General features: G+C 53.7%; 23 protein-coding genes, 1 tRNA gene and 1 pseudogene. 17 read left to right on the top strand and 8 right to left on the bottom strand.

Annotated elements, in window-relative coordinates:
• Positions 1-12 precede the first annotated feature (12 nt).
• Positions 13-1,404 carry a glycoside-pentoside-hexuronide family transporter gene (locus D5067_RS00510; protein ID WP_119936509.1) on the bottom strand — a complete coding sequence of 464 codons (1,392 nt, stop codon included), beginning with the start codon at positions 1,402-1,404 and terminating at the stop codon, positions 13-15.
• Positions 1,405-1,695: 291 nt separating this feature from the next.
• On the opposite strand from D5067_RS00510, the gene D5067_RS00505 reads away from it, so the two are divergent.
• The 6 genes and pseudogenes from D5067_RS00505 (at position 1,696) to D5067_RS00485 (ending at position 5,284) form a co-directional block, all read left to right on the top strand.
• Positions 1,696-1,790 (top strand) — tRNA-Sec (locus tag D5067_RS00505).
• 411 nt (positions 1,791-2,201) lie between these two features.
• On the top strand, positions 2,202-2,459 hold the full coding sequence (locus D5067_RS24120; protein WP_374208556.1) for a DUF6680 family protein: 258 nt from the start codon (positions 2,202-2,204) through the stop codon (positions 2,457-2,459).
• 26 nt (positions 2,460-2,485) lie between these two features.
• Positions 2,486-2,830 (top strand): annotated as a pseudogene (locus D5067_RS00500) (SymE family type I addiction module toxin).
• 461 nt (positions 2,831-3,291) lie between these two features.
• Positions 3,292-3,987: a hypothetical protein gene (locus tag D5067_RS00495; protein WP_119936383.1), complete on the top strand. Its 696-nt coding sequence runs from the start codon at positions 3,292-3,294 to the stop codon at positions 3,985-3,987.
• Between the two features lie 222 nt (positions 3,988-4,209).
• Positions 4,210-4,689 (top strand): Hcp family type VI secretion system effector, encoded by a 480-nt coding sequence (locus tag D5067_RS00490; RefSeq protein ID WP_119936384.1) that lies wholly within the window; start codon positions 4,210-4,212, stop codon positions 4,687-4,689.
• Positions 4,690-4,699: 10 nt separating this feature from the next.
• The gene (locus D5067_RS00485) at positions 4,700-5,284 is read left to right on the top strand and encodes a hypothetical protein (RefSeq protein WP_235843286.1); all 585 of its coding nucleotides are present in this window, start codon (positions 4,700-4,702) and stop codon (positions 5,282-5,284) included.
• Positions 5,285-5,316: 32 nt separating this feature from the next.
• Here D5067_RS00485 and D5067_RS00480 read toward each other — a convergent pair whose 3' ends face one another.
• Positions 5,317-5,760, bottom strand: coding sequence for an acetyltransferase (locus D5067_RS00480; protein ID WP_119936385.1), 444 nt, complete (start codon positions 5,758-5,760; stop codon positions 5,317-5,319).
• 105 nt (positions 5,761-5,865) lie between these two features.
• Positions 5,866-6,864, bottom strand: coding sequence for a class I SAM-dependent methyltransferase (locus D5067_RS00475; protein ID WP_119936386.1), 999 nt, complete (start codon positions 6,862-6,864; stop codon positions 5,866-5,868).
• Between the two features lie 139 nt (positions 6,865-7,003).
• Between D5067_RS00475 and D5067_RS00470 the strand changes: the two genes are divergently transcribed.
• Entirely contained in the window at positions 7,004-7,441 is a 438-nt protein-coding gene (locus D5067_RS00470) for a hypothetical protein (RefSeq protein WP_119936387.1), read from the top strand.
• On the opposite strand, the gene D5067_RS00465 is transcribed toward D5067_RS00470, so the two are convergent.
• The 3 genes from D5067_RS00465 to D5067_RS00455 all read right to left on the bottom strand — a co-directional run bounded on the left by D5067_RS00465 (position 7,438) and on the right by D5067_RS00455 (position 9,846).
• Positions 7,438-8,316 (bottom strand): GlxA family transcriptional regulator, encoded by an 879-nt coding sequence (locus D5067_RS00465; RefSeq protein ID WP_233606898.1) that lies wholly within the window; start codon positions 8,314-8,316, stop codon positions 7,438-7,440. The genes D5067_RS00470 and D5067_RS00465 overlap by 4 nt on opposite strands.
• A gap of 245 nt (positions 8,317-8,561) precedes the next feature.
• Positions 8,562-9,041 carry a YqeJ family protein gene (locus D5067_RS00460; RefSeq protein ID WP_119936388.1) on the bottom strand — a complete coding sequence of 160 codons (480 nt, stop codon included), beginning with the start codon at positions 9,039-9,041 and terminating at the stop codon, positions 8,562-8,564.
• A 1-nt stretch (position 9,042) separates the two neighbouring features.
• Positions 9,043-9,846, bottom strand: coding sequence for a winged helix-turn-helix domain-containing protein (locus D5067_RS00455; RefSeq protein ID WP_119936389.1), 804 nt, complete (start codon positions 9,844-9,846; stop codon positions 9,043-9,045).
• An 859-nt stretch (positions 9,847-10,705) separates the two neighbouring features.
• On the opposite strand from D5067_RS00455, the gene D5067_RS00450 reads away from it, so the two are divergent.
• Genes D5067_RS00450 through D5067_RS00425 form a run of 6 tightly spaced genes read left to right on the top strand, consistent with a single transcriptional unit; the run spans position 10,706 to position 16,742 of the window.
• Entirely contained in the window at positions 10,706-11,308 is a 603-nt protein-coding gene (locus D5067_RS00450; RefSeq protein WP_119936390.1) for a helix-turn-helix transcriptional regulator, read from the top strand.
• A gap of 53 nt (positions 11,309-11,361) precedes the next feature.
• Positions 11,362-11,946 carry a fimbrial protein gene (locus D5067_RS00445; RefSeq protein ID WP_119936391.1) on the top strand — a complete coding sequence of 195 codons (585 nt, stop codon included), beginning with the start codon at positions 11,362-11,364 and terminating at the stop codon, positions 11,944-11,946.
• Between the two features lie 53 nt (positions 11,947-11,999).
• Positions 12,000-12,680: a fimbrial biogenesis chaperone gene (locus D5067_RS00440; protein WP_119936392.1), complete on the top strand. Its 681-nt coding sequence runs from the start codon at positions 12,000-12,002 to the stop codon at positions 12,678-12,680.
• Between the two features lie 20 nt (positions 12,681-12,700).
• Positions 12,701-15,226 (top strand): fimbria/pilus outer membrane usher protein, encoded by a 2,526-nt coding sequence (locus tag D5067_RS00435; RefSeq protein ID WP_119936393.1) that lies wholly within the window; start codon positions 12,701-12,703, stop codon positions 15,224-15,226.
• Complete coding sequence (locus tag D5067_RS00430) at positions 15,217-15,735, top strand: fimbrial protein (RefSeq protein ID WP_119936394.1); 519 nt, start codon at positions 15,217-15,219, stop codon at positions 15,733-15,735. Before D5067_RS00435 ends, D5067_RS00430 begins: the two co-directional genes overlap by 10 nt.
• Positions 15,735-16,742: a fimbrial protein gene (locus tag D5067_RS00425; protein WP_119936395.1), complete on the top strand. Its 1,008-nt coding sequence runs from the start codon at positions 15,735-15,737 to the stop codon at positions 16,740-16,742. Before D5067_RS00430 ends, D5067_RS00425 begins: the two co-directional genes overlap by 1 nt.
• 3 nt (positions 16,743-16,745) lie before the next feature.
• Here the strand turns inward: D5067_RS00425 and D5067_RS00420 are convergent, their stop codons facing one another.
• Entirely contained in the window at positions 16,746-17,270 is a 525-nt protein-coding gene (locus D5067_RS00420) for a lipocalin family protein (RefSeq protein WP_119936396.1), read from the bottom strand.
• Between the two features lie 117 nt (positions 17,271-17,387).
• Here D5067_RS00420 and D5067_RS00415 point away from each other — a divergent pair, with 117 nt between their 5' ends.
• The 4 genes from D5067_RS00415 (at position 17,388) to D5067_RS00400 (ending at position 20,919) form a co-directional block, all read left to right on the top strand.
• Positions 17,388-18,113 (top strand): MerR family transcriptional regulator, encoded by a 726-nt coding sequence (locus tag D5067_RS00415; RefSeq protein ID WP_119936397.1) that lies wholly within the window; start codon positions 17,388-17,390, stop codon positions 18,111-18,113.
• A 100-nt stretch (positions 18,114-18,213) separates the two neighbouring features.
• Complete coding sequence (gene uraH, locus D5067_RS00410) at positions 18,214-18,624, top strand: hydroxyisourate hydrolase (protein WP_119936398.1); 411 nt, start codon at positions 18,214-18,216, stop codon at positions 18,622-18,624.
• Positions 18,625-18,726: 102 nt separating this feature from the next.
• Positions 18,727-19,686 (top strand): YbgA family protein, encoded by a 960-nt coding sequence (locus D5067_RS00405; RefSeq protein WP_119936399.1) that lies wholly within the window; start codon positions 18,727-18,729, stop codon positions 19,684-19,686.
• Positions 19,687-19,830: 144 nt separating this feature from the next.
• Positions 19,831-20,919, top strand: coding sequence for an AAA family ATPase (locus D5067_RS00400; RefSeq protein WP_119936512.1), 1,089 nt, complete (start codon positions 19,831-19,833; stop codon positions 20,917-20,919).
• A gap of 42 nt (positions 20,920-20,961) precedes the next feature.
• Here D5067_RS00400 and D5067_RS00395 read toward each other — a convergent pair whose 3' ends face one another.
• A complete protein-coding gene (locus D5067_RS00395; protein WP_119936400.1) occupies positions 20,962-22,212 on the bottom strand; it encodes an HlyD family secretion protein in 1,251 nt (416 codons plus the stop codon).
• Positions 22,213-22,214: the final 2 nt, after the last annotated feature.

The raw sequence follows: 22,214 nt of genomic DNA, 5'->3' as shown, positions 1-22,214 counted from the left end.
ACTCTCGTCCTCTTAGTTCTGTAATTCTTTGCTGACCGGCAGGGTCTCAAACTCCTGCTGATTGCGGCGCGCGCCCTGCGCCAGCTCGCCCATGATTTTGGTCAGGAAGGGGGTTTTCAGCGTGTAGTAGCGTTTGGCGATAATGGCGCTCAGCACGTAGCAGACCGCCGGGGCCAGGGTAAACAGGCCGATAATGATGCTAATGGTCGCGCTGTTCTGGGTTTTGGCTGCCGCGTCGTAGCCGCCGCCTGCCAGCATCCAGCCGATCATCGCCCCGCCCAGCGCCAGTCCGAGCTTCAGCACGAACAGCGTGCCCGCAAAGCTGATGCCGGTCAGGCGCTTGCCGTTGGTCCATTCGCCGTAGTCGACGGTATCGGACATCATTACCCACTGAATCGGCGTCACCAGCTGGTGCAGCACGCCGATAACGAAGATAAAGGCGAACATCAGCACGGTGGCATGCATCGGGACGAAGAACATCGCCACGTTGACCACCGCCAGCGCGGCGTTGGTCCACCAGAAGATGCTGACCTTGCACTTCCAGTCGGTGAGCGGTTTCGCCAGCGCGGAGCCAATCAGGTTGCCGACGCAGTAGGTGGTGAGGAAGGCGACGAACACCTCCGGCGAGCCCATGATCCAGGTGCAGTAGTACATCATCGCCCCGCCGCGCACGCAGACGGCGAGGATGTTGAGGATGGTGAGCACGCCGACGATGCGCCACTGGTCGTTGTGCCAGATGTCGCGCAGGTCTTCCCGCATGGAGGTGGTGCTCGGCGGCACCTGGATGCGCTCTTTGGTGGTGAAGAAGCAGAACGCCAGCATCAGGAACGCGACCACCGACAGCACCGCGATCCCGCCCTGGAAGCCGAACGCCTTATCGTCGCCGCCAATCAGCTTCACCAGCGGCATCATCAGCACCGTGGAGAGCATGCCGCCCGCCGTCGCCAGCACAAAGCGCCAGGATTGAAGGGAGATACGCTGCGTCGGGTCGTTGGTGATCACGCCGCCGAGCGCGCAGTACGGGATGTTGACCACGGTATAGAGCAGGGTCAGCAGCGTGTAGGTAACGGCGGCGTAAATCATCTTGCCATTAAGGCTGAGGTCCGGCGTGGTGTAGGCCAGCACGCAGACGATGCCGAACGGGATGGCGCCGAACAGGATCCACGGGCGGAACTTGCCCCAGCGGCTGCGGGTGCGGTCGGCAATCAGCCCCATGCACGGGTCGGAGATTGCGTCCAGCGCGCGGGCAAGCAGGAACATGGTGCCGACAAACCCGGCGGGAATGCCAAAAATATCGGTGTAGAAAAACATCATGTACAACATGACGTTATCAAAAATGATGTGGCTGGCGGCGTCACCCATTCCGTAGCCAATCTTCTCTTTTACTGACAATACTTCGCTCATCTTTTTTATATCCTTCACGCTGTAGGGGGCGTTGAGACCGGTTACATTGGTTTTAAACCATTGTTTCATGGGCGGGTATTGCGTTTTCTGGTTAGCAGATTACGTTTCTTCTTTTTTGTGATCGCGGTAAAAGTCGGCGAGCACGAAATGCTAACCTGAGGATTTTCTTAGGAATTAACTGAAACAGGGGGGGTAAGGTCAAAAGAGATGTGAAAAAAGTGTGTAGGGGTATGTGGTAAATGCCTGAAAGTAGCTATAATGCGCCCCGCCTCCATGTAGCAATCGAGGCGCGGAAGATCGTCATCTCCGGTGAGGTGGCTGGATTTCAAATCCAGTTGGGGACGCCAGCGTTCCCGGGCAGGTTCGACTCCTGTGATCTTCCGCCAAAAATTTATACATAGTTACACAGAAGTTGTAAATTCTCTTATAATCCATTCTTTGTTAATGAAATTAATATCTCTTGTTCTTCGAATCTTAATTAGAAAACACATTAATGTTTAATAGAGTGGGTAATTAAAAATGCAGTCTGAAAACATCACTATTAGTTATTTAGCAAAGATATCTTAGCCGTAATATCAACATTAATAGTACCTCTGATTGCTATTCAAGCGACAAGATATCTTGATAGTAAGCTTGAAATTAGTTCCGCCCAATAAAGTCTTTTTTAACTTTAATGGCTACTCGAGCTACGCCAACAAATATTCGCCATGCCGAAGCTTAAAACTCAATCGACGTAATATTTTCAGGTAAAAACAATAATAAAGAATTAGCCATTCGCTTGGTCTGGAAGTCCTACCTTGATTTTTTTAGCCACACGACGTTGGACATCCGAAAAATATGAGAGTTGGGAAGTTGAGCAAAAAAAACTTCATATCGACCTTCTGAATAATATAGCTTTATATTTAGGATATGAGTTCGATAAAACTCATTTAAAAAACCAAGTTTACTATCCAGAAAAATTTAGTAATGAAGAAAGCTATGCAGCTATAGTAGACCACCTAAACCTCCTGTATTCGCAACACTCCGATGTGCGGGAACACAGCCGGAACGTCTAACCTCACCAACTATCAAGGAGTTGATTATGGCTGATTCGCATTCTACCCCAGACACCGACCAATCCGGAACCGAGCGTTCGTTAATTGTGGGATAGCGCCCGAATGTTTTCGACAAATCCACGCCCCATATCATTCAGTTCGGCAAGTGGCTGCGCGCGGCGGGTTTTGATACCGGACATCAGGTCACGGTAAAGGTGATGAAGGGTTGCATCGTACTGATGGCATATAACGAGCAGGAGCAGCGGTTGCAGGATGATTATAAACGGACGAAGGCCAAGCTTACTGAGATAGAGGACGCGCTTGCAGCGATTCAAACTCAGCATCCTGGAAAGCGCCTCGCAAATTCAAATACAATCAGCCAGCCGCGTTAGGCGATGTAGCTGGGGAGACGACATGCAAAGAAAGTCGCAACCCAATCTCCCTGTTCGAACCATCAATTAGCATCTCATAAATAGAATCTCTGATGGCGAAATTGAGCAGCATTCAACTATCCGGAAATTCCGGATAGTTGGCCAGGAAAGGAGACATCAGATTTGCACTGAGAGATCGCTACAATCTCAAAGCAACACTCGTAGTTACGCTCAGCTCGTGGCACCCAGTTTCGCCTTTACCGGCCATACGGCTATTAAACCAATATACAATAGATCTAACGCTCTCATTCTCGCTCTCATACAGTATCTCAATTGATAGCCAACAATTATTCACGATAAATATAATTCAAAGGTTAAAATCTCTGTATTTTTTATTGAAGATAACTATTGCGATATGCATCACAGCAGAACGTCACTATTAATAGAAACTTGCGCCTATGGTTACTGTTAAAGGGTGCAATATGTATTATAGCGACTCATTAATAACATCAATAGATGCACATAAAATATTGGCTTTAAAGTTAGAGCACGCCTTAACAGGCGTAAAAGATGAAGTGTTAAAGCAAGCGCAACTGTTAGATGATGGGGCAACGCGATTAAGCTATCAGCTTTCGTGCTTTACTGAAAATTACCAGGATGTATGTTTACAGTTACGCGTAGAAGACTCAAGATTTTTGACAGGTATCGTCCAGTTAATAAAACACAGAGACGTTATCTATAAGATGCTCTATATTTATATTAAAAGCTTACTAGGCAACAAGAGTGAAAAAAGAATACATAACATACAACGAAATCTTATGAATTTGGGCGTATCAATTTCATCATCGCTGCTCTCCAGTCAGGCTTTTATATTTTCGGCAACTATTGCAATTTGTAGTAGTGTTCATACCAACATTTGGATGAAAGAAAAGATCACATCGTTTTCTACTTATGCTGTCCTTGGTTTAAAAGTTTATGGCATCGTTGAGCAGGCATCCAGAAGCGCCAACCATCTAAAAAACTATAATGCTTATTACTATAATCTCCTTTATCAGGAAGAACTTGAAATGATGTTTTTCTTGATTGAGCCCATAATAATGAGGTCCCCCATACTTAACCAAGCTTATGCTTCAGACAGCGATATTGCATATGCGATTTCAAGGATGATACAGGGATGATACAGGGATAATTAAAGCTATTAAAGACTGGTTAAAAGGCCAACTCATATTCGTCCTGAGAGGCGCAATTCCACTTTTATTCGTCATAATATTTGCACTATTTGCCGTAACCTGGCTGCCCGCAAAAATTGCAATGAATGCAATATGGTCAATTGTAGTTATTGTAGGCCTCTATATCCTTTTACGTAAAAAAAGATAATTACTATTTAACAGGAGTAAATTATGTCAATTCCCGCACATCTGTGGTTATTTGATGAAAATGGTTCGCCCATCGTTGGTCCATCCTTACTACCAGCGAGATTAGGATCATTTGAAATCCGTTCAGTTATCCATCAGGTATGGATCCCGGAGAGTTCGAATACTGGTCGTTTGACAGGCACGAGAGTTCATTCCCCCTTAAATTTGCATAAGGAATTTGATGCTGCAACGCCTGTTTTATATCGTGCTATGTGTGAAGGAAGAACATTAAAAAAAGCAGAATTGAAAATGTATCGAATTCTTGACCAGGGCGTTGAGAGTGAGTATTTCAATATGATAATGGAGAACGTAAAGATCACCTCTATATCACCCCTGTTGCATCCCACCGGCTTAACAAGCACCCATCTCGAAGATATTCAACTCCGTTACGAGAAGATTACATGGAAACATTGCGATGGGAACATTGCCTACACTGACGAATGGAATAACCGTGCTACTTATTAGGATATCTAAAATGAAAGTACTGATAATTTTGGCTGCACTTCTATTCCTGGTTCAAGATACATCAGCAGCCCAAATGTCTGGCTTCGCAGCAAGATATTATCAGGATGACGGAAAAACGCCGGAAGAACCCACAACAGTGCCCATATCTCCGACCATTACCATCGGCCAGAAAACCATTCTAATGGAAGTGTCTCTGCTGTCAGATATTACCAGTGCATCAGTTAACAAAGACAGTTCCGCACGCTGGGTCTGCCTTCATGACGACGATGACACGAATTACTGGTTCATTTCTGATAACGAAATGGGTGCTGGGTTGCTAACTGCGCTAGTTATATCCAAAGATGGCATCCATAACGAGTGTGCTAAAACAACGGAACCTGTCAGAGTCTCAGTCGCTAATGTTCCATTGTTGAATGCTACTCACGGGAATTTAGTTGAGCTGTTCGGCAAGAAAGAGATCGCCAAAAAGAAAGCGATGCTTTTTTATCAGGAGACGCCAGTACAGAATGGATTCATCCAGAGCAATACGGTCTCTTATTACTTCGATGGCGAAAAATTGCGTGGCGTCATCATCGGGCAAATTACCAGTAACTAGCTTGTAGACGCCCTCTCCAGAGGGAGAGGGAGTTAAACCTGCCCATCCAACCGCATATGCAGCAGCGGAAACGGATTCCCCTGCCCGTCCAGTTCCGAGCGCCCGACCTGCTCAAACCCCATATGGCGATAAAATGCCACGCCCTGCGGGTTCTGCTCGTTCACATCCACTTCATTCGCGCCAAAATGATCAACGGCATAATTCAGCAGTAATTTTCCCACGCCCTTCCCGCGGCTCGCGTCGTCAACAAACAGCATTTCAATGCGGTTTTCATCGACGCCTAAAAAGCCGTGAATAATGCCAGCGTCATCGCGAGCAATCACAACCTTGAGATTGGGTAAATAGGCGTTGAGCAACAGCGGGCGCAGCGCCGCGATATCGCTTTCCTGTAAAAAGTGGTGAGTGGCGCGAACGGAGGATTCCCAGATCGCGACAAGACGTTCGAAGTGTGAGGGGACTGCGTTTTCTATTTTCATGGAAGAGATCATGTTAGGAAAACAAATTCATTTCAAGTCAATCTTTGCGGCCTGTTCCCCCCCTCACCCTAACCCTCTCCCTCAAGGGAGAGGGAACCGACTGTTCTAAACCCTAACCTCCATCACCGCGTACACCCCATCCCTCGGCACCACCACGGTAACATTTTCGACCGGCACGCCCGCCGCGATGTGAATATCCTGCAGCTGCTGCAGGGTACGCGGGAAAATATGCTCCCACCCAATACAGCGCAGCACAAAATCAATCTGCGGGCTGCTGGTCAGCATATTCGACACAATCACCGCGCCGCCGGGCTTTACCAGCCGGAGCGCGCGCTGCAGGAAAATCACCGCATCGGCATCGTTGAAGTATTCAAAAATCCCCAGTGCATCCACCAGTTCGGCCTGATGCTCGCCCAGCTCGAGAAGTAAATCCTCGTTACGCACCAGCGTATGGACCAGGTCGCGTCTGAGAAGAGTCAGTTGCTCACCCACGTTAATCCCTTCCTGCGCCGCCATGGTCTCCGCCCAGCTCAGCGCCACGGCGTCTTTGTCTACCAGCGTCAGGTACACCTGCTGGCCATCGAGTTTGGCATTACGCAACGCCTCCAGCACCGGGATGGCCGCCCCGCTCGCTAGGCTTATCCAGTTGTTTTCACTTGCATTGTGGATGTACTTTTCCACCAGCGCGCTCAGCACTTTAGCGCGGGAGCGTACGCCAATAGCGTCGTTGGCGTGGATAAACCACTGGCGGCTGCCGCTGTCCATTTTAGTGCCTTCGGGCAGGCGGTCTTCCAGCGGGTTTTGCACCGCAAACAGCGCCAGCGCGCCGGGAACCAGCCGGGTACGCCATGCGGCCAGGGCAGGACGGTTATGAAAAGCCTGCCCGGAATAGCGGTTCTGCGGGACGAGCACTGTCTGCCCTCCTTCTCCAGTCTCAATCAGCGGAGGCCGCAGCGCCGGCTCCGCTTTCAACGCCCGAGCGATGTCAGCGATTTCGCGGACGGTATCGTCCCTCATCGGCCACTGGTCGCTGATATCGGGAAATATGGCACTGTAAATGGTCATATTTTCCGGTGCGTTGCCGCGAAATGGCTGCCAGTTCATGTCCTCGTCCCCGTTGGGCTTTTAACGGAAGTTTATCCAGGCCGGCAGGTAATACCCTACGAAGAAAGCACGAAATAGCGCGCTTAATTTTCACCCGAACGGTGTCGCTTAGCTCTGGTAAGATACAGGAGCGATCTAAATGAAAAAATTCACCTTTTTGCTGCTTTTACCGCTACTGCTCAGCGGCTGCGCGGCCATCGTTGGCAGTAACGAAGAGACGGTTAACATTGAAAGCCAGCCGACTAACGCCTTCTTCATCATCTCGGATCAACGCGGTGCAATCATCAAGACGGGCACAACGCCGCAGGCTGTCACCCTTAAAAAATCTGACGGTAGCTACTTCGGAAAACGTGAATATACGCTCACGGTAAAACAGGAGGGGTACTACTCGCTGATCGTGCCGCTGGAAACCCGCTTAAGCCACTGGTATACCCTGGGGAACATTATCTTCCTCGGCGTACCGGGCTGGTTGGTTGTCGATCCGTTCTTCGGCGGGATGTATACCCTGAAATCAGATGCCATCAGCGCGGTGCTGCGTCCCTGCCCACCGGGTCCCTTTAATTACATGTGCACCTAAGTCTGCGACGTGCGCCAGACGCCGGGCGTGCAGCCGTACTCGGTCTGGAAATGACGAATGAAGTGGGCGCAGTCGCTAAAGCCCATCCGCAGGGCGATGTCGGTGACGCTCTGCTGCGAGTTTTTTAACAACCAGCAGGCATAGCGCAGCCTTGCACTGCGGATAAACTCTCGGGTGCTTTTACCAAACTCAGCGTTAAACAGGCGGTTGAGCTGGCGCTCGCTCAGGGCCACCTCGCTGGCCAGTCCGGCCGTGCTGAGCGGGCGGGTCAGGTACTGCTCAATCAGCATCACCACGCGGCGCAGCCGCGAGTCGGGGATAAGCGAGACGTTCGCCGGGCGCGGCGTGGCCAGATCATTAGGTACAAGAGACAAGCGCTGGCAGGCTGTGCTGGCCGCATCGCGCCCGACATGGGTGCGAATCAGCTCGGTGGCCAGCGTAACGGTCGAAATCCCTCCCGGGCAGGTCAGCACGTCGCCTTCATCAATAAAGTCATAGCCCTGCTCGGCATAGACCTGCGGAAAGTACTGTCGAAACGTATCCAGATGATAAGGGTGCACCGAGGCCCGACGCTCGTTGAGAAACCCTTCCTGCGCCAGCACAAAGCTGCCGGTACCAATGCCAATCAGCGGGACTCGCGCGTGATGCGCGTGCGCCAGATACTCTCTGTCTCCACCGTGACCGCGATTCAGGTGCTGCAGGCTTCCCCCGATCACCGCGAGATAGTTAAAGGCGTCGGGTGGCGCATGCGCGGAATCCGGTCTGATACTCACGCCGGTGTTGCTGGTAATTGGGGTATCAGGGAACTCACTTATCAATCTGATTTTAAACGATATGGTTTCCTGTACTTTTGCTGCATACCGCAGTGCTTCCATTAATCCCGATACGGCCAGCAGGGAATAGTGAGGCCATAATAGCAACCCTATATGCAGCCGTTTTTCCGGCGCGGCTATGCCGTCACCGGAAGGTTCAAATACTGTTTTCATCATCTTGCCAAATTTAAATATTAATTACATTATCGCAACACGCTGGCTGCTTTTTATATTTCTAAGGTAATTGTCTCACCTTAAATCAAGCATAAATGAATTAGGGGCTCTTTATAACAATTTTGTTGTTTATCTCATTCTTTTTTTGAAGCTCGACACATATAGGTGGGCAATGTGCCTAACGTAAAAATATAGTTGCCATTCTGTTGTTCATTTATACGTATATAAATACTTTTCCCGGCATACACAAAAAATTGCGGCTCGTATTTTGCCAGCCATTCATCCTCAACATTATCATCCGGAAATTTCATATGTTTATCGGAAGTCAGTAAAAAGACACTGTCCTTTCGGTCTACCCGGAAGGATATTTTCCGGTCGATAATTTTATTCGGAATGCTTTGTGCGCGGCCGTTCATGCTCAGCGTACCGCTATTGCCATCGAAGGTGTAATTCAGCCAGAGCGATAGCGTCTCCTCCGGGTGGTGCTGCACCAGATTTGCCTGGCAGGAAAACGGCTGGAGAGCGTATCTCTGCCACAGGTAATAACCCGATAACGCTCCCGCGATAATCAGGCACGCAGCGAGAATGTAGGGTAGATGACGATAACGGCGCATGCTAGCGTTCCTCAATGAAATAATCAGAGATACAGCGGTTTGGTTCTTTCATTGGCCTGTCGCAGCGAATAACGGACGCGCGCGGAAGCAAGGCATACCAGCTGATATACACCCAGGGATAGCTTTCGCAGTCGGCTTTAAACCGATCCGCGTAGGCCAGCGCCTTCGCACGTTCATTTTGGGTCTGTATATCGTTCGCAAGATAAACATGGCAGCTTCCCACCGATGCCGCGAAACGGTAGTCATCAACAAAACGATTATCACGCGCAGACGTGCGATCGATGACTCCCACTCCCGCGAGTATGAGCAGAAAAGCCAGTATTGCGATAAGCCAGCGTGAAGATGTCACCGGAGCCGCTGCTGGCGCCTGTTCATGCGGCGACAGGGGTTGCGGTAATGGATCGGCGCAGGACTGCATCATTCCCTGTGGCTCCTCTGGCGACGCCGCCAGATGAGGAGGAGGATCTTTAATGGTTATTTGCGTATCGCTCGCCAGCGTCAGCCCAATTCGAGGGATAGTCACGATAGGATCGGCATCAAAGCCAATCTTCTTAAGCCCTTTGCGCAGGATAGAGATGTTCTGATAATAGGTATTTGGCGAAACCAGCATGCCGCGGCGCTGCCAGACGATATCAAGAAACTCCTGCTGCGTAACAATGGAGCCTGCCCTTTCGATTAATAACAGAAGGCAGCGGCCTGCTGGTGAATTTAACACAACGACACGATCGGGATTGTTGACATCGCGTAGCGTGCTGGCCGCAGGATGGAATTCGACGGTGTTATTAATAACGTAATGCTTATGCATAGGGTCGGTTGTTATTCTCCGGTTAACGCAAAGTAAATCTCAACTATCCATGACTTCGCATGATGCACGTATAATCATGACACCCTCTTCATTCGGATTAATGTGACTGATAAAATTAAGGCTGTATATCTCATGGATTGGCGAAAATTCTTATTTTATAGTATATCACTGCAGCTTCAGTGAAGTGATATTTTCTCTTAACCCCTGTAATACCGCGGCCTGCAGCGCTTTACGATTGTGGTAGAATCACATCCCTCATCTTTTATGAAGTCGCGTTTTCACACTTCAGGACAATCTTAATCACGTCTACCCATTATTAATCAACTGCGTGGAGAATGGGGTTAAACACCCTCTTGACATTGACAAAACCAGACAAAAGGACAAATTGAATACAACGGACATGGGTGTCTAATCCATTCAGGAACGCTTATTCTCATTTTTTATGAATCTCAAGCAATATCAATATACTTAGCGTTTTACCCCCTTCTTTTCAGCCGTAATATCATCAGTATAAAGCGATGATATCATTCGGAAATTGTTATCCATCGTCAGTACATTACCCCTGAAACTGACGTCACCAGACATACCGCTTACAAAACCTTTCTAAAAGTAAAATTTACATTAAAAAGTGCAGGTATGATTAATTTAAGACAACGAAGCAGAACAAAACCAATATGAGGATGACGTTGTAACCTGTTTTTAACAAAGGATTAATACAAATTAAGATTACTTCAGATTACCTCCTTATTGGCCAGCGTATAGTAGGCCAACACCATGCAATGCGTGATTGCTTCGAAAGAACAGGCTGACGCCCGCGGTAATAGCCCGCCTGATTACTATTATAAATCGAGGGAATAACATGGCGAATAAACCCGACACAACATCACACGTAAACATTGCATTAATGGGCAGCGACCATTATGCACGTCATGGCATCACAACGTTATTAAGGAGTATCGATTCAGAGTTACAGATAAAAATCTCCGTAGGGAATTATCATCAGCTAAATACTGAACTATCGGCGACGCCTGTTGATATTTTACTGATGTCGGGTGCAGAGAAGTACCACACGGGATATGACTGCCTTAAATATATCAAAAGAATTAAAGCCAGTTATCCGGACGTCATTATCTGTATGTACGCCTCCCCGGCGAATTCACTGCACTGGGTCAGGGGAGATATTGACGCATATATCTCCCTGCAGGACTCACTTTACCGCTGGCGAGCCACCTTACTAAAAATGGGCAAGAGTCGTTATCGCCCTCAAAAGAAGCCAACGACGCTCACGCTGACGCCGGGAGAATGGAGGGTATTAAAGGAACTCAGAAACGGGCTGGATATTCGTTACATCGCAGAACGCGAGAAGCTTTCTTATCGCCGGGTGAGCGCATTAAAAAACTCCGCGATAAGAAAACTAGGGCTCAGAAATAAGACAGATTTGCTGGTCTTTTTAACCAGTTAGGCCTGCCGCTTTCAGAGCAAATCTCGTAATAACAACACAATGGAATCAAGACAATGAAAGCAAAATTCAACACAAAAACCCTGCTGGCATTAAGCGTTGCTGCACTGCTGCCGGCCGGCTCAGCCCTGGCCGCCACCACCAGCGGCGGCACGGTGAACTTTAGCGGCAAAGTGGTGACCTCCGCCTGCGCCATCAGCGCCGGCAGCGCCAACATTGATGTCGATATGGGTGAAGTGCGCACCGCAACGCTCGCCGCTGCGGGCAGCGAGGCCAGCACCGCGAAAGCCTTCTCGATCGTTCTGGAAGAGTGCGAAATCGCTGACACCTCGGCTTCTACCGAAGAGAACCCGATTGCCGCTACCACGGTAGCCGTGACCTTTACCGGCACGCCGGATAGCGCAGACGCCAACAGCCTGGCGGTGGGTTCAAACGGCAGCGCCACGTCTGCCCAGCACGTCGCCATTCGTCTTTATGACGAACAGGGCAACGTGGTGAAGCTGGGTGAATCTGCGGCAGCCATTCCGCTGCGTACCGGCTCCAACACCCTGAACTTCAGCGCGAAATATTACTCCCCGGAAGGCAACGCCACGGCGGGTGATGCCAGCGCCGTTGCGACCTACACCGTGACCTATTCGTAATGCTCGGGCCCGGTCTTCTGGCCGGGCCTGACTCAGCTTTCAGGAGAAAAACTATGCGCGCATCAACATGGGTTTGTCTGGCGGGTTCTTTATGTTCATCCGTCGCTTATGCCGGCGGCGTGGGATTGGGCGCAACGCGAATGGTTTACTCCAGCTCGACCACGCAGTCCACGATGCAGGTCAGAAACACCCACCCGGATGCCACCTTCCTGATCCAGTCATGGATGGAGAGTGAAAAAGGGGAACGCACCAACGACTTCGTCATTACGCCGCCGCTGTACGTTCTAAAACCGACCAGCGAGAGCGTGGTGAAGATCATGTTTAACGGCAGGGCGCTGCCGCAGGACCGCGAAACCCTCTACTGGATGACGGTGAAGGCGATCCCGCAGCAGATGAAAAACGGCTCCGGCAATTCCCTGCAGTTTGCTTCCGCCAACCGCATCAAGGTCTTTTATCGCCCGGAGGTACTCGGGGAAGGCGCGGCTGAGGCATGGAAAAGCCTGAGCGGTGCATACCGTGCGGGCAAAGTCAGCCTCACGAATCCCACGCCTTATTACCTCACCACCATCAACGTGAAGGTCGACGGTGTACCCGTCAAGCCCGTAATGGTGCCGCCGAAGGCAAGCGTGACGCTGGCAGAAACCTTCAGCCACGCCAGCAGCGTCAGCTATCAGACCATTAACGACTATGGGGCCTGGACGCCCGTTACCCGCTCGTCGCTGTCGCAACAATAAAAACAGAAGGGCGTAACCGCGTGAAAATAAAAATCCTGTGCGTCATGGTCTCAGCCATGATCGTTCGGCAAGCCGTGGCTGCCGATAGCGAGCTGCAGTTCAACCCTGCGTTTCTCAACGGTGAAAGCGCGAACAGCGCCGATCTTACCTGGGTTAACGCGGGCAGCCCGCTGCCGCCAGGAGAATACAGCCTCAGCCTGTATGTTAATAACGACTACGCCTTTACCGGGAATGTCGCGTTCCACGCGGATGACAGCACCTCAGGCGAAGCCCAGCCGTGCCTCACGCCGGAGCAGATCGTTGCCCTCGGCATCGATACCCGTCAGGCAAAGGGCGGCGCTCTGCCACTCGCCCAGCGCTGCCTCTTTTTGTCTCAGGTTTTTCCAGGCACGCGCTATGACTTTGACCAGAAAACCCTGACGCTTAGCTTTACCGTGCCGCAAAGCATGATGCGTAACCTGCCGCGCGGGTACGTCAGCCCGGAAAGCTGGGAGTCCGGCATTCCGGCCGCGTGGCTGAACTACGTGGTGAATGGCGCGAACAATACCTATCAGGGTGAGACGCGCACGCGCGACCAGCAGCTGTTCGTGAGCCTCAACAGCGGCGTTAACCTGGGCGCGTGGCGGCTGCGTGATTTCACCACGTGGACGAAGGACACCAACGACCTGGCCCACGTGCAAACCTGGCTGCAGCGGGATATTCCCGTCCTGCGCGCCCAGCTCTACGCGGGCGAAACCTATACCTCGTCGCAGGTCTTCGATTCCGTCGGCCTGCGCGGTATTGCCCTGAAAACGGATGACAACATGCTGCCCGCCAGCCTGAGCGGATATGCGCCTGAGGTGCGCGGCATTGCCCGCAGCAACGCGACGGTGACGGTGCGCCAGAACGGCAATATCATCTATCAAACCTCCGTTCCGCCGGGCGCGTTTGTGCTGAAAGATCTCTATCCGACCTCCTCCGGCGGCGATCTGGCGGTTACCATTCAGGAAAGCGACGGCAGCCAAACGCAGTACACGCTTCCCTTTGCCAGCGTGCCGAACCTGGTGCGCAACGGCCAGATGAAATATGCCCTTGGCGGCGGGAAATACCGCCCGACGGGCGATCAGGATGCGCCTTCGTTTGCGCAGGGCGAGCTGTTCTACGGCTGGAATTACGGCCTGACGTTCTACGGTGGGACGCAGGTTTCCGATCGTTACACCGGCCTGGCCTTTGGGATCGGGCAGAACCTCGGCCGTTTTGGCGCGTACTCCGTCGACCTCACGCACGCGCGCAGCCGGCTGGCGGACGACAATACCTACACCGGGGATTCGGTTCGCCTGCGCTACAGCAAGCTGCTGAATGATATCGGCACGCGCGTTAACTTCTTCTCGCTGCGCTACTCGACGGAGGGGTTTTATACCCTGAGCGATACCACCTACAAGGGTATGGCAGGCGGGAAGGCGAAGCAGATCGTGGCGGAGGACGGCACACTCTCCACGCGTTACGACACCGTCTATAACCTGCGCATGTCGCGCAAGGCGAAGAACCAGGTGCTGCTGTCACAGCCGATGGGGGATTATGGTTCGCTGTCGCTTTCCTGGGATCAGCAAACCTACTGGAACACGCCGAAAACCACGCAGAGCCTGCAGTTTGCGTGGAACGCCACGTTTCACAACGTGTCGCTCGGCGTAAGCCTCCAGCGCAGCACCAGCCTGTACGACAACCAGAAAGACAATATTCTGGCAATGTCCGTTTCGGTTCCGCTTGGTAATCCGAAACTGGCGACCCGCGCCCGCTTCACCACCACCCAGGCGGACTCAACCGGCAACACCACCAGCGCGGGCGTCAGCGGCTATATGCCGGGCCAGGAAAACCTGTTTTATAGCGTCAACCAGCGCTATAGCGCACAGCAGCAGTACGGCGGCGATGCCGCGCTGCAGTACGAAGGCCAGCGGGGCGATTACCACCTGGGCTACAGCTACGGGAGAGATTCGCAGAACCTCAGCTACGGCATGAGCGGCGGCGCGGTGCTTCACGAAGATGGCCTGACCCTGAGCCAGCCGCTGGGCAATACCAACATTCTGGTAAAAGCACCGGGCGCCAGCGACGTCGCCGTGCTCAACCATAAAGGGATCAAAACCGACAGCCGGGGCTATGCGGTTATCCCGTACGCCACGCCGTACCGCGTTAACCAGGTGGCGCTGGACGTCACCACCGTGGGCAATGACGTGGAGCTGGATAACGCCATCGCCAATAAAACCCCTACCGACGGCGCGATGGTCCGCGCCACGCTCGCCACGCGTCAGGGGGCAAAAGCGATGTTCATCGTCCGCCACCGCAGCGACGTGCTGCCTTTCGGTACCCTGGTTTCGCTGAATGACGATAAGGCCAGCGGCATCGTCGGGGACGGCGGCAGCCTGTATCTGACCGGATTATCGCCGCAGGGCACGCTGCGCGCCGTGTGGGGACGCAGCAGCAGCCAAAGCTGCAACATCAACTACCGGCTAAACAAGCAGGACTACAACCCCCGCACCGGCCTTTACTCACAGGAGGTGGTATGTCAGTAGCCATTCGCATCACCTGTATTGCCCTGCTGATGGCGTTTACCGTGCCGGTACGCGGCTACGACGTGCTGGTCTCCGTAACCGGCAGCGTGATTGGCAATACGTGCATCGTGGCAGCGGATTCCGAGGAACAAACCGTGCCGCTGGGTACCATCGGCATCAAGCAGTTCAGCGAGACGGGCGCGGTCAGCAATATCAAAACGCCCTTCACGCTCACGCTTGAAGCGTGCGGCCCCACCTTCGCTGGCGTAAAAATTCGCTTCAGCGGCACGCCGGACGACGACAATCCCCAGCTCGTCAAAATTGCCTCGGGTGGCGCAACCGGCGTCGCGGTGCAGATCCTGGACAAAGACAGCGTGCCGATCCCACTGGACACCCAAACCGCCGCCTACGGCGCGGCGGGGGATGAGAGCGTAAAAATGACCTTCTACGCGCAACTGGCCGCCACGGGCGCGCCGGTGAATGCCGGAGACGTTTCGGCAGTGGCGACCTGGACTACGGAGTATCAATAATGCGTTTACTGTTTTTAGCCCTGCTATTCATGACGTCCCAGGCCTTTGCCCTCTCCTGGACATCGGATATCACCCTTTCGCCAACGCCCATGACGTGGTCCGGCCCGGCAGATTCCATCGTGCCAGGAAAGACGATCGGGTCTGAATGGAGCGCAAGCGCAAGCGTATCGGAAGTGTTCTGGTGCGGCCTGGTATTTACCTGCTCTAAGGGTACGCTGGAGCCGAGCAGCAGCATGATTGCCACCGGCATCACGGTCGTTGTCAATGGCGCAAGCTACATGGTATTTGAAACGGGCGTGCCCGGTATCGGCTTCATTCTGGGGCTTAAGGATTATAACGGCACCACCTATGTCCCGATGCAGACGGGTATTACCCAGAGCTATCCGGCCGATGGAACTAACGGTTACGCTACTGCGCTGGGCTGGTCGGCAAAAGTGACGTTTATAAAGACCGGCGTACCGCTGAAGTCCGGCGTTTACCAGACTCCAACCATTAACGCGGCGATCCTTACCGCCTACAACAACGAAATAAAAACCGCGAAGGTGATCATCAACCCCACCACCCTCACGGTGACGGCGAGCGGCTGCACGGTAGGCACCAAAAGCGCCAGCGTCGATCTGGGTGCCATTGATATCCATACGCTGCCTGTCACAGGAAGCACCTCACCGTCGGGCGAATTTACCGTCAGCCTGAGCTGTGACGAGAACGTGGCGGTTAACGCGGTAATGTCCGATCAAACCACGCCGTCAAACGCCTCGTCGATCGTGACGCTGACCGGGGACTCCACCGCCTCCGGTATTGGCGTGCAGTTTTTCTATAACGGCACCGGGCCGCTGACGATGGGGCCGGACAGCTCGGCCGCAGGCACGGCCGGCCAGTTTTATATCCAGTCCACCAGTGCCGCACAAACGCTGTCGCTGCCGTTCCAGGCGCAGTACATCCGAACCGGAGAGTTGGTTCCCGGCTCGGCTAATGCGCTGGCGAGCATCACGTTCTCATATCAGTAGCGGTTAGTGCTTCACCCACACCAGTTGATCGGTACGGAAGCCAAGACCGCGCGCCGTATTCAGGTAATCCTGCTTCACCGCATCCGGAATGGTTGGCGTGCGCGACAGGATCCACAGGTAGTCGCGGTTCGGGCCGCTGACCAGCGCGTACTGGTACTTGTCGTCCAGCTTGATCACGTTGTAGCCGCCGTAGAACGGGCCGAAGAACGATACCTTCAGCGCGGCCGTCGTCGGCTCGCCGGTAAAGTACGCTTTACCTTCGCTCTCATTCCATTTGCTCTTCACCGGGTCGTAGCCGCGGTTAAGCACGCTGATGCCGCCGTCGCTGCGCTCGCCGTAGGTCGCGGTCACCTGCTCCAGCCCGCGTTCAAAGCGGTTTTCCAGGCGGGCAACTTCGTACCATTTGCCGAGATAGCGGCTGGCGTCAAAGTTAGAAATAGGCTGTACGCCCTTCGGCGGCGTAGGGGATTTACAGGCCACCAACGTCAGGGCGATGGCGACGCCGGTCACAACAGGCCATAGCTTCATGAGAATTCCTTTCATTTGTGCGGTTGGACGTTAAGTGTAGTGCACCGATGAGGTGCTTCATCACGTAGTGAAAAATTCGTAGTATATTGAGATTAATCCTCCAATCTGGACACGAGCATGGCTTACTCCATCGGCGAATTCGCCAGACTCAGCGGCATCACCGCCACCACGCTGCGCGCGTGGCAGCGTCGCTACGGTTTACTCAAGCCTGAGCGCTCGGAGGGCGGCCACCGCCAGTACAGCGAAGACGACGTCCAGCAGGCGTTAAAAATCCTCGACTGGGTAAAAAAAGGCGTCCCCATCGGCCAGGTAAAACCGCTGCTGGAGCGCCCGGCACCGCGCCGCACCAACAACTGGCAAACGCTGCAGCAGGCGATGCTGCAACGCCTGCAGGACGGTAAAATCGAGTCTCTGCGCCAGATGATTTACGACGCCGGTCGCGAATACCCGAGACCCGAGCTGGTCGCCAACGTGCTGCGCCCGCTGCGCGGCCAAATGTCGGCCAACGTTCCCGCCGCCATGACCCTGCGCGACATTCTTGACGGTATCCTCATTGCCTACACCTCGTTTTGTCTCGAAGGGGATAAAAAAGCGCCGGGCGACAACATCCTGCTGACCGGCTGGCACCTGAACGACCCGTGCGAAATCTGGCTCGAAGCCTTAACGCGCACCGGTCAGGGCCACCGCATCGATATTCTGCCTTCCCCACCCGCCGCGCTGGCCCCGGAAATCTTCCCGGACCGTAAGTGGCTGCTGGTCACCCGCGGAAAACTCACCGCCGCGCGGAAAAAGCAGGTGGAGCAGTGGCAGCAGCAGGTATCGCTTGACGTGATTATCCTCTGATAATTTTCTCCTGCGGGAATCTTCACGAAAAGTTGAATATTTTCCCGCGCCGCAGATGCTAACGTTTTCCTGTGACTGATAACCCCCACAGGAAAACACAATGAAAAAGACAACCCCTCTTCTGATCCTGGCCGCCATGGCCTTTGCCCCCGCGGCCTTTAGCGCCCCCGTCGGTACGCTGAGCGTTCACGTGCTTGACCAGCAAACCGGCACGCCGCCTCCGGGCGTCACCGTCACGCTGGAAAAGCAGCAGCAGGATAAATGGACTCAGCTTGCCAGCGGCAAAACCGACCAGGACGGACGCATCAAGTCTCTCTATCCAGAGGATCAGGATATGCAGCCTGGCGTCTACAAGGTGACCTTCAAAACCGCCGATTACTTCCACACGAAGAAGCTGGACTCTTTCTTCCCGGAGATCCCGGTGCTGTTTACCGTGACCCGCACCAACGAAAAGCTGCACATTCCACTGCTGCTCAGCCAGTACGGTTATTCGACCTATAAGGGCAGTTAAGTACCATTGATTTTAAAAGGAAATAAAAAATAATTCCGCCAATACTTGGACAAATTAGTCATGTTGTGTAAGTTTTAGTTATATGAACTGGAGGTATACACCATGACAACGAAACCTGTGCTGGGCATTAGCGGATGTTTGACCGGTTCCGCCGTTCGCTTTGACGGCGGACATAAGCGTATGGGCTTCGTCATGGATGAACTGGCCCAGTGGGTGAACTTCCGGCCCGTCTGTCCTGAAATGGCGATCGGCCTGCCGACGCCGCGTCCGGCCATTCGCCTGACGATGACGGACATCGGCGAGACGCAGCTGCGCTTCAGCAAGCCGCCGCACGACGACCTGACGCAAAAGATGGCCGACTTTACGGCGGAATATCTGCCCAAAATCGGCGATCTGGCGGGATTCATCGTCTGCGCGAAATCGCCAAGCTGCGGCATGGAGCGCGTGCGGCTGTATGATGAAAACGGCAACCGGGGCCGCAAGGAGGGCGTCGGGCTGTTCACCGCCGCCCTGCTTGAAACCTATCCGTGGCTGCCCGTTGAGGAAGATGGACGGCTGCACGATCCGGTGCTGCGGGAAAACTTTATCGAGCGGGTTTTTGCCCTTCACGAGCTGAACACGCTGCGCGCCAGCGGCCTGACGCGCCGCGCGCTGCTGGATTTCCACAGCCGCTACAAGCTTCAGCTGCTCGCGCACCATCAGGCGGGATACCGGGAGATCGGGCCGTTCGTTGCGTCGCTGCACGAGTGGGAGGATCTGGACGCGTTTTTCGTAGCGTACCGTGACAAGCTGATGACGATCCTGAAAAAGCCCGCGTCGCGGAAAAATCACACCAACGTGCTGATGCATATTCAGGGCTATTTCCGCAACCAGCTGAACAGCCGCCAGCGCGTCGAGCTGCGCGATGTGATCCTGCACTATCGCGACGGGCTGCTGCCCATCCTCGCGCCGCTGACGCTGCTCAAGCATTACATGGCCGAATACCCTGACCGGTATCTGATGACGCAAAACTACTTTGATCCCTATCCTGATGATTTGGGTCTGCGTCTGGCAGTGTCCTGAATATAAAAAATGCGAAGGCCCGTTGACCCACAGAGGCCCAAAGCAGTACCCCGTTTGGACGACACCTCACTGTCGTCTTTTTTTTGCACCCGCTCCAAAATACTGTAATTATACACAGGCATAATTGCACAAATGGACACGGCGATGATCAAAACCCTGCACATCCAGAACTACCGCTCCATCCGCGATATGTCGCTGGAGCTGGAGCAGCTCAATATTGTTTTCGGCCCCAACGGCACCGGGAAATCGAATATCTACAAGGCGATTTACCTGATGCACAGCGCGGCGCAGGGGCAGTTCTCCCAGGCGCTGGCCAATGAGGGCGGCATCCTGAAGGTGTTCTGGGCGGGCAAAACCCGCAGCGACCAGCTGCGGCGCATGAACCTCGCGGTAGAAACGGAGACCTACGAATACGAGCTGCAGGTGGGCTTTGTGGAGAAGCTGCCGTATCCCTCGCAGTTTCAGCTCGACCCGGTGATTAAAGAGGAGTCCATCTGGCTGAGCGGCCAGCACCGCCGCCCGTCCTCGCAGCTGATGAAGCGTAAGAATCAGGCCGTGTTTCTGAATAACGTGCACCACGAAAAAGTGACCCACAGCGGCACGCTGTATGAGAACGAATCGGTGTTCGGGCAGCTCGGCGAGCCGCATCTTTACCCGGAAGTGTCGCAGATGCGCGAGTCTCTGCGTAACTGGCGTTTTTATCACGAGTTTTCCGTCTCTTCCGGTTCCGCTATCCGCGCGCCGCAGGTGGGCTTTCGCTCGCCGGTGCTGGCCAGCGACGGGGCGAACCTGGCCGCCGCGTTTCAGACTATTGTTGAAATCGGCGACGAACTGCTGCTGATGCGCATCCTTGATCAGGCCTTCCCCGGCTGCGTGTTTTACAGCGACAACACCGGCGGACGTTTTCGCATGATGATGCAGCGCGAGGGTCTGAGCAGGCCGCTGGAACCGGCTGAGTTCTCCGACGGCACGCTGCGTTTCCTGTGCCTTGCCGTGGCGCTGTTAAGCCCGCGCCCTCCCGCTTTCATCGTTCTCAACGAACCGGAAAACAGCCTGCACCCGCAGATGCTGCCCGCGCTGGCGAGCCTGATTGCCGAGGCCAGCCGCTACTCGCAGATCTGGCTCACCAGCCACTCGCCGGAGCTGGCGAATTTGATTGAAAAGCACCGTTCGTTTTCGCTGTATCAGCTGTCGATGGTGGAGGGGGAGACCCGGATGGATAAGCTGGGGTAAACGCCGGGTGGCGCTGCGCTTACCCGCCCTGCGATTTACGGGTTAATCAATAAACCGCTTCCGCACCCTTTCCAGCGGAGCTATCAGCAGATTGATAAGTGGCTTACGATCGATAACGATATCGGCGTTAACCGTCATTCCGCCCATCAGCATGCGTTTTTTCTTGTCCGGGTCGGTAAACCAGGAGGGAACGCGCACTTTAGCCAGGTAATAGTTCTGCCCTTCCTGCAGCGGGATCAGCGCGGAATGGGCATCGATATTGACCTCATAGAAATCAGACAGCGTTGCCTCGACCGAACCGTATTTATCCACGGGCCAGGAGTCGAAGCGAAGCTTGACCTTATCGCCTTTCGCCACGCGCCCCACCCCCGTTGCCGGAACATACAGATACCCTTCCATCGTCGCCGCGGCATTTTTGCGGATCACCACCACCACCTCGCTGTTTTGCGTGATGGCCCGGCCGGGCGGGAAGTTAATCGCCACCACGTAGCCATCGGACGGGGCCAGCATCGCCATGGTAGAACTGCCCCGGCTGGAGAGGTTACGATCGATTTCGCTGATGCGGTTTTTCACATACAGCTGCTCCTCGCTCAGGGAGTCAATTTGCGACTGGGTGCTGTCTGTCAGGCTGGTTTTACGCGCCTCAAGCTCAAGGATCGTGCTCTCCTCCAGCGTCATGTTGAGCTGTGCATTGAGCACGTCGTTGTGGCTTTTGTCGAGGTCCACTTTGGACACATAGCCCTTTCCGGATACCGATTTCCACGCCTCGTAGGTGTCGGTGCTGTTTTTGAGCAGCGCGCGCAGCTTTTTCACCTTATCGCGGGAAACGGCGATCTGCCGGTCAGTGAGAGTCAGCTGCTGCGCCAGGTTTTTGCGGTACGACGCAATAGAGTCATCAATGGCCTGAATGCGCTGCTCGCTGCGCTTTTTTTCCGCTTCCATCTGCTGGCGGTCAAACTGCACCACCGAGCCCTGCTTGCCGCCATAGTCCTGCGACACGGTGAACAGCGGATCGTTTTCCTTCACGTACTGGCCCGGGCGTACGGCAAAATCAACCAGGGTGCCGGACTCACGGGCGCGCACTTCAACATCCCCCTGCGCCGGGATCAGCACCCCGCGCGCCAGCGTGGTTTCCGAAAAATTAAAGACGATCGCAAAGACCAGCAGGCAGAGAAAAAAGGAGATGAACAACGCCAGCACGGTTTTCAGCCGCGGCGCGTTAATCTGATAGCTTTTTGAAAAGTGTTGCGGGATCAGCGCCCGCCGCTGTCGGCTTCGGTTTTTTAATTTCACGA

This window comes from Enterobacter huaxiensis (genome assembly GCF_003594935.2).
GTDB classification, from domain to species: Bacteria; Pseudomonadota; Gammaproteobacteria; order Enterobacterales; family Enterobacteriaceae; genus Enterobacter; species Enterobacter huaxiensis.
The sequence above is the reverse complement of the archived record's forward strand: the minus strand, read 5'-3'. Positions and strand labels throughout refer to the sequence as shown.

Excerpts from the sequence above, each read along its gene's own strand:
- D5067_RS00510 (WP_119936509.1), bottom strand. The coding sequence starts at position 1,404 with ATGAGCGAAGTATTGTCAGTAAAAGAGAAGATTGGCTACGGAATGGGT.
- D5067_RS00495 (WP_119936383.1), top strand. The coding sequence starts at position 3,292 with ATGTATTATAGCGACTCATTAATAACATCAATAGATGCACATAAAATA.
- D5067_RS00490 (WP_119936384.1), top strand. The coding sequence starts at position 4,210 with ATGTCAATTCCCGCACATCTGTGGTTATTTGATGAAAATGGTTCGCCC.
- D5067_RS00485 (WP_235843286.1), top strand. The coding sequence starts at position 4,700 with ATGAAAGTACTGATAATTTTGGCTGCACTTCTATTCCTGGTTCAAGAT.
- D5067_RS00480 (WP_119936385.1), bottom strand. The coding sequence starts at position 5,760 with ATGAAAATAGAAAACGCAGTCCCCTCACACTTCGAACGTCTTGTCGCG.
- D5067_RS00475 (WP_119936386.1), bottom strand. The coding sequence starts at position 6,864 with ATGAACTGGCAGCCATTTCGCGGCAACGCACCGGAAAATATGACCATT.
- D5067_RS00470 (WP_119936387.1), top strand. The coding sequence starts at position 7,004 with ATGAAAAAATTCACCTTTTTGCTGCTTTTACCGCTACTGCTCAGCGGC.
- D5067_RS00465 (WP_233606898.1), bottom strand. The coding sequence starts at position 8,316 with ATGGAAGCACTGCGGTATGCAGCAAAAGTACAGGAAACCATATCGTTT.
- D5067_RS00460 (WP_119936388.1), bottom strand. The coding sequence starts at position 9,041 with ATGCGCCGTTATCGTCATCTACCCTACATTCTCGCTGCGTGCCTGATT.
- D5067_RS00455 (WP_119936389.1), bottom strand. The coding sequence starts at position 9,846 with ATGCATAAGCATTACGTTATTAATAACACCGTCGAATTCCATCCTGCG.
- D5067_RS00450 (WP_119936390.1), top strand. The coding sequence starts at position 10,706 with ATGGCGAATAAACCCGACACAACATCACACGTAAACATTGCATTAATG.
- D5067_RS00445 (WP_119936391.1), top strand. The coding sequence starts at position 11,362 with ATGAAAGCAAAATTCAACACAAAAACCCTGCTGGCATTAAGCGTTGCT.
- D5067_RS00440 (WP_119936392.1), top strand. The coding sequence starts at position 12,000 with ATGCGCGCATCAACATGGGTTTGTCTGGCGGGTTCTTTATGTTCATCC.
- D5067_RS00430 (WP_119936394.1), top strand. The coding sequence starts at position 15,217 with ATGTCAGTAGCCATTCGCATCACCTGTATTGCCCTGCTGATGGCGTTT.
- D5067_RS00425 (WP_119936395.1), top strand. The coding sequence starts at position 15,735 with ATGCGTTTACTGTTTTTAGCCCTGCTATTCATGACGTCCCAGGCCTTT.
- D5067_RS00420 (WP_119936396.1), bottom strand. The coding sequence starts at position 17,270 with ATGAAGCTATGGCCTGTTGTGACCGGCGTCGCCATCGCCCTGACGTTG.
- D5067_RS00415 (WP_119936397.1), top strand. The coding sequence starts at position 17,388 with ATGGCTTACTCCATCGGCGAATTCGCCAGACTCAGCGGCATCACCGCC.
- uraH (WP_119936398.1), top strand. The coding sequence starts at position 18,214 with ATGAAAAAGACAACCCCTCTTCTGATCCTGGCCGCCATGGCCTTTGCC.
- D5067_RS00405 (WP_119936399.1), top strand. The coding sequence starts at position 18,727 with ATGACAACGAAACCTGTGCTGGGCATTAGCGGATGTTTGACCGGTTCC.
- D5067_RS00400 (WP_119936512.1), top strand. The coding sequence starts at position 19,831 with ATGATCAAAACCCTGCACATCCAGAACTACCGCTCCATCCGCGATATG.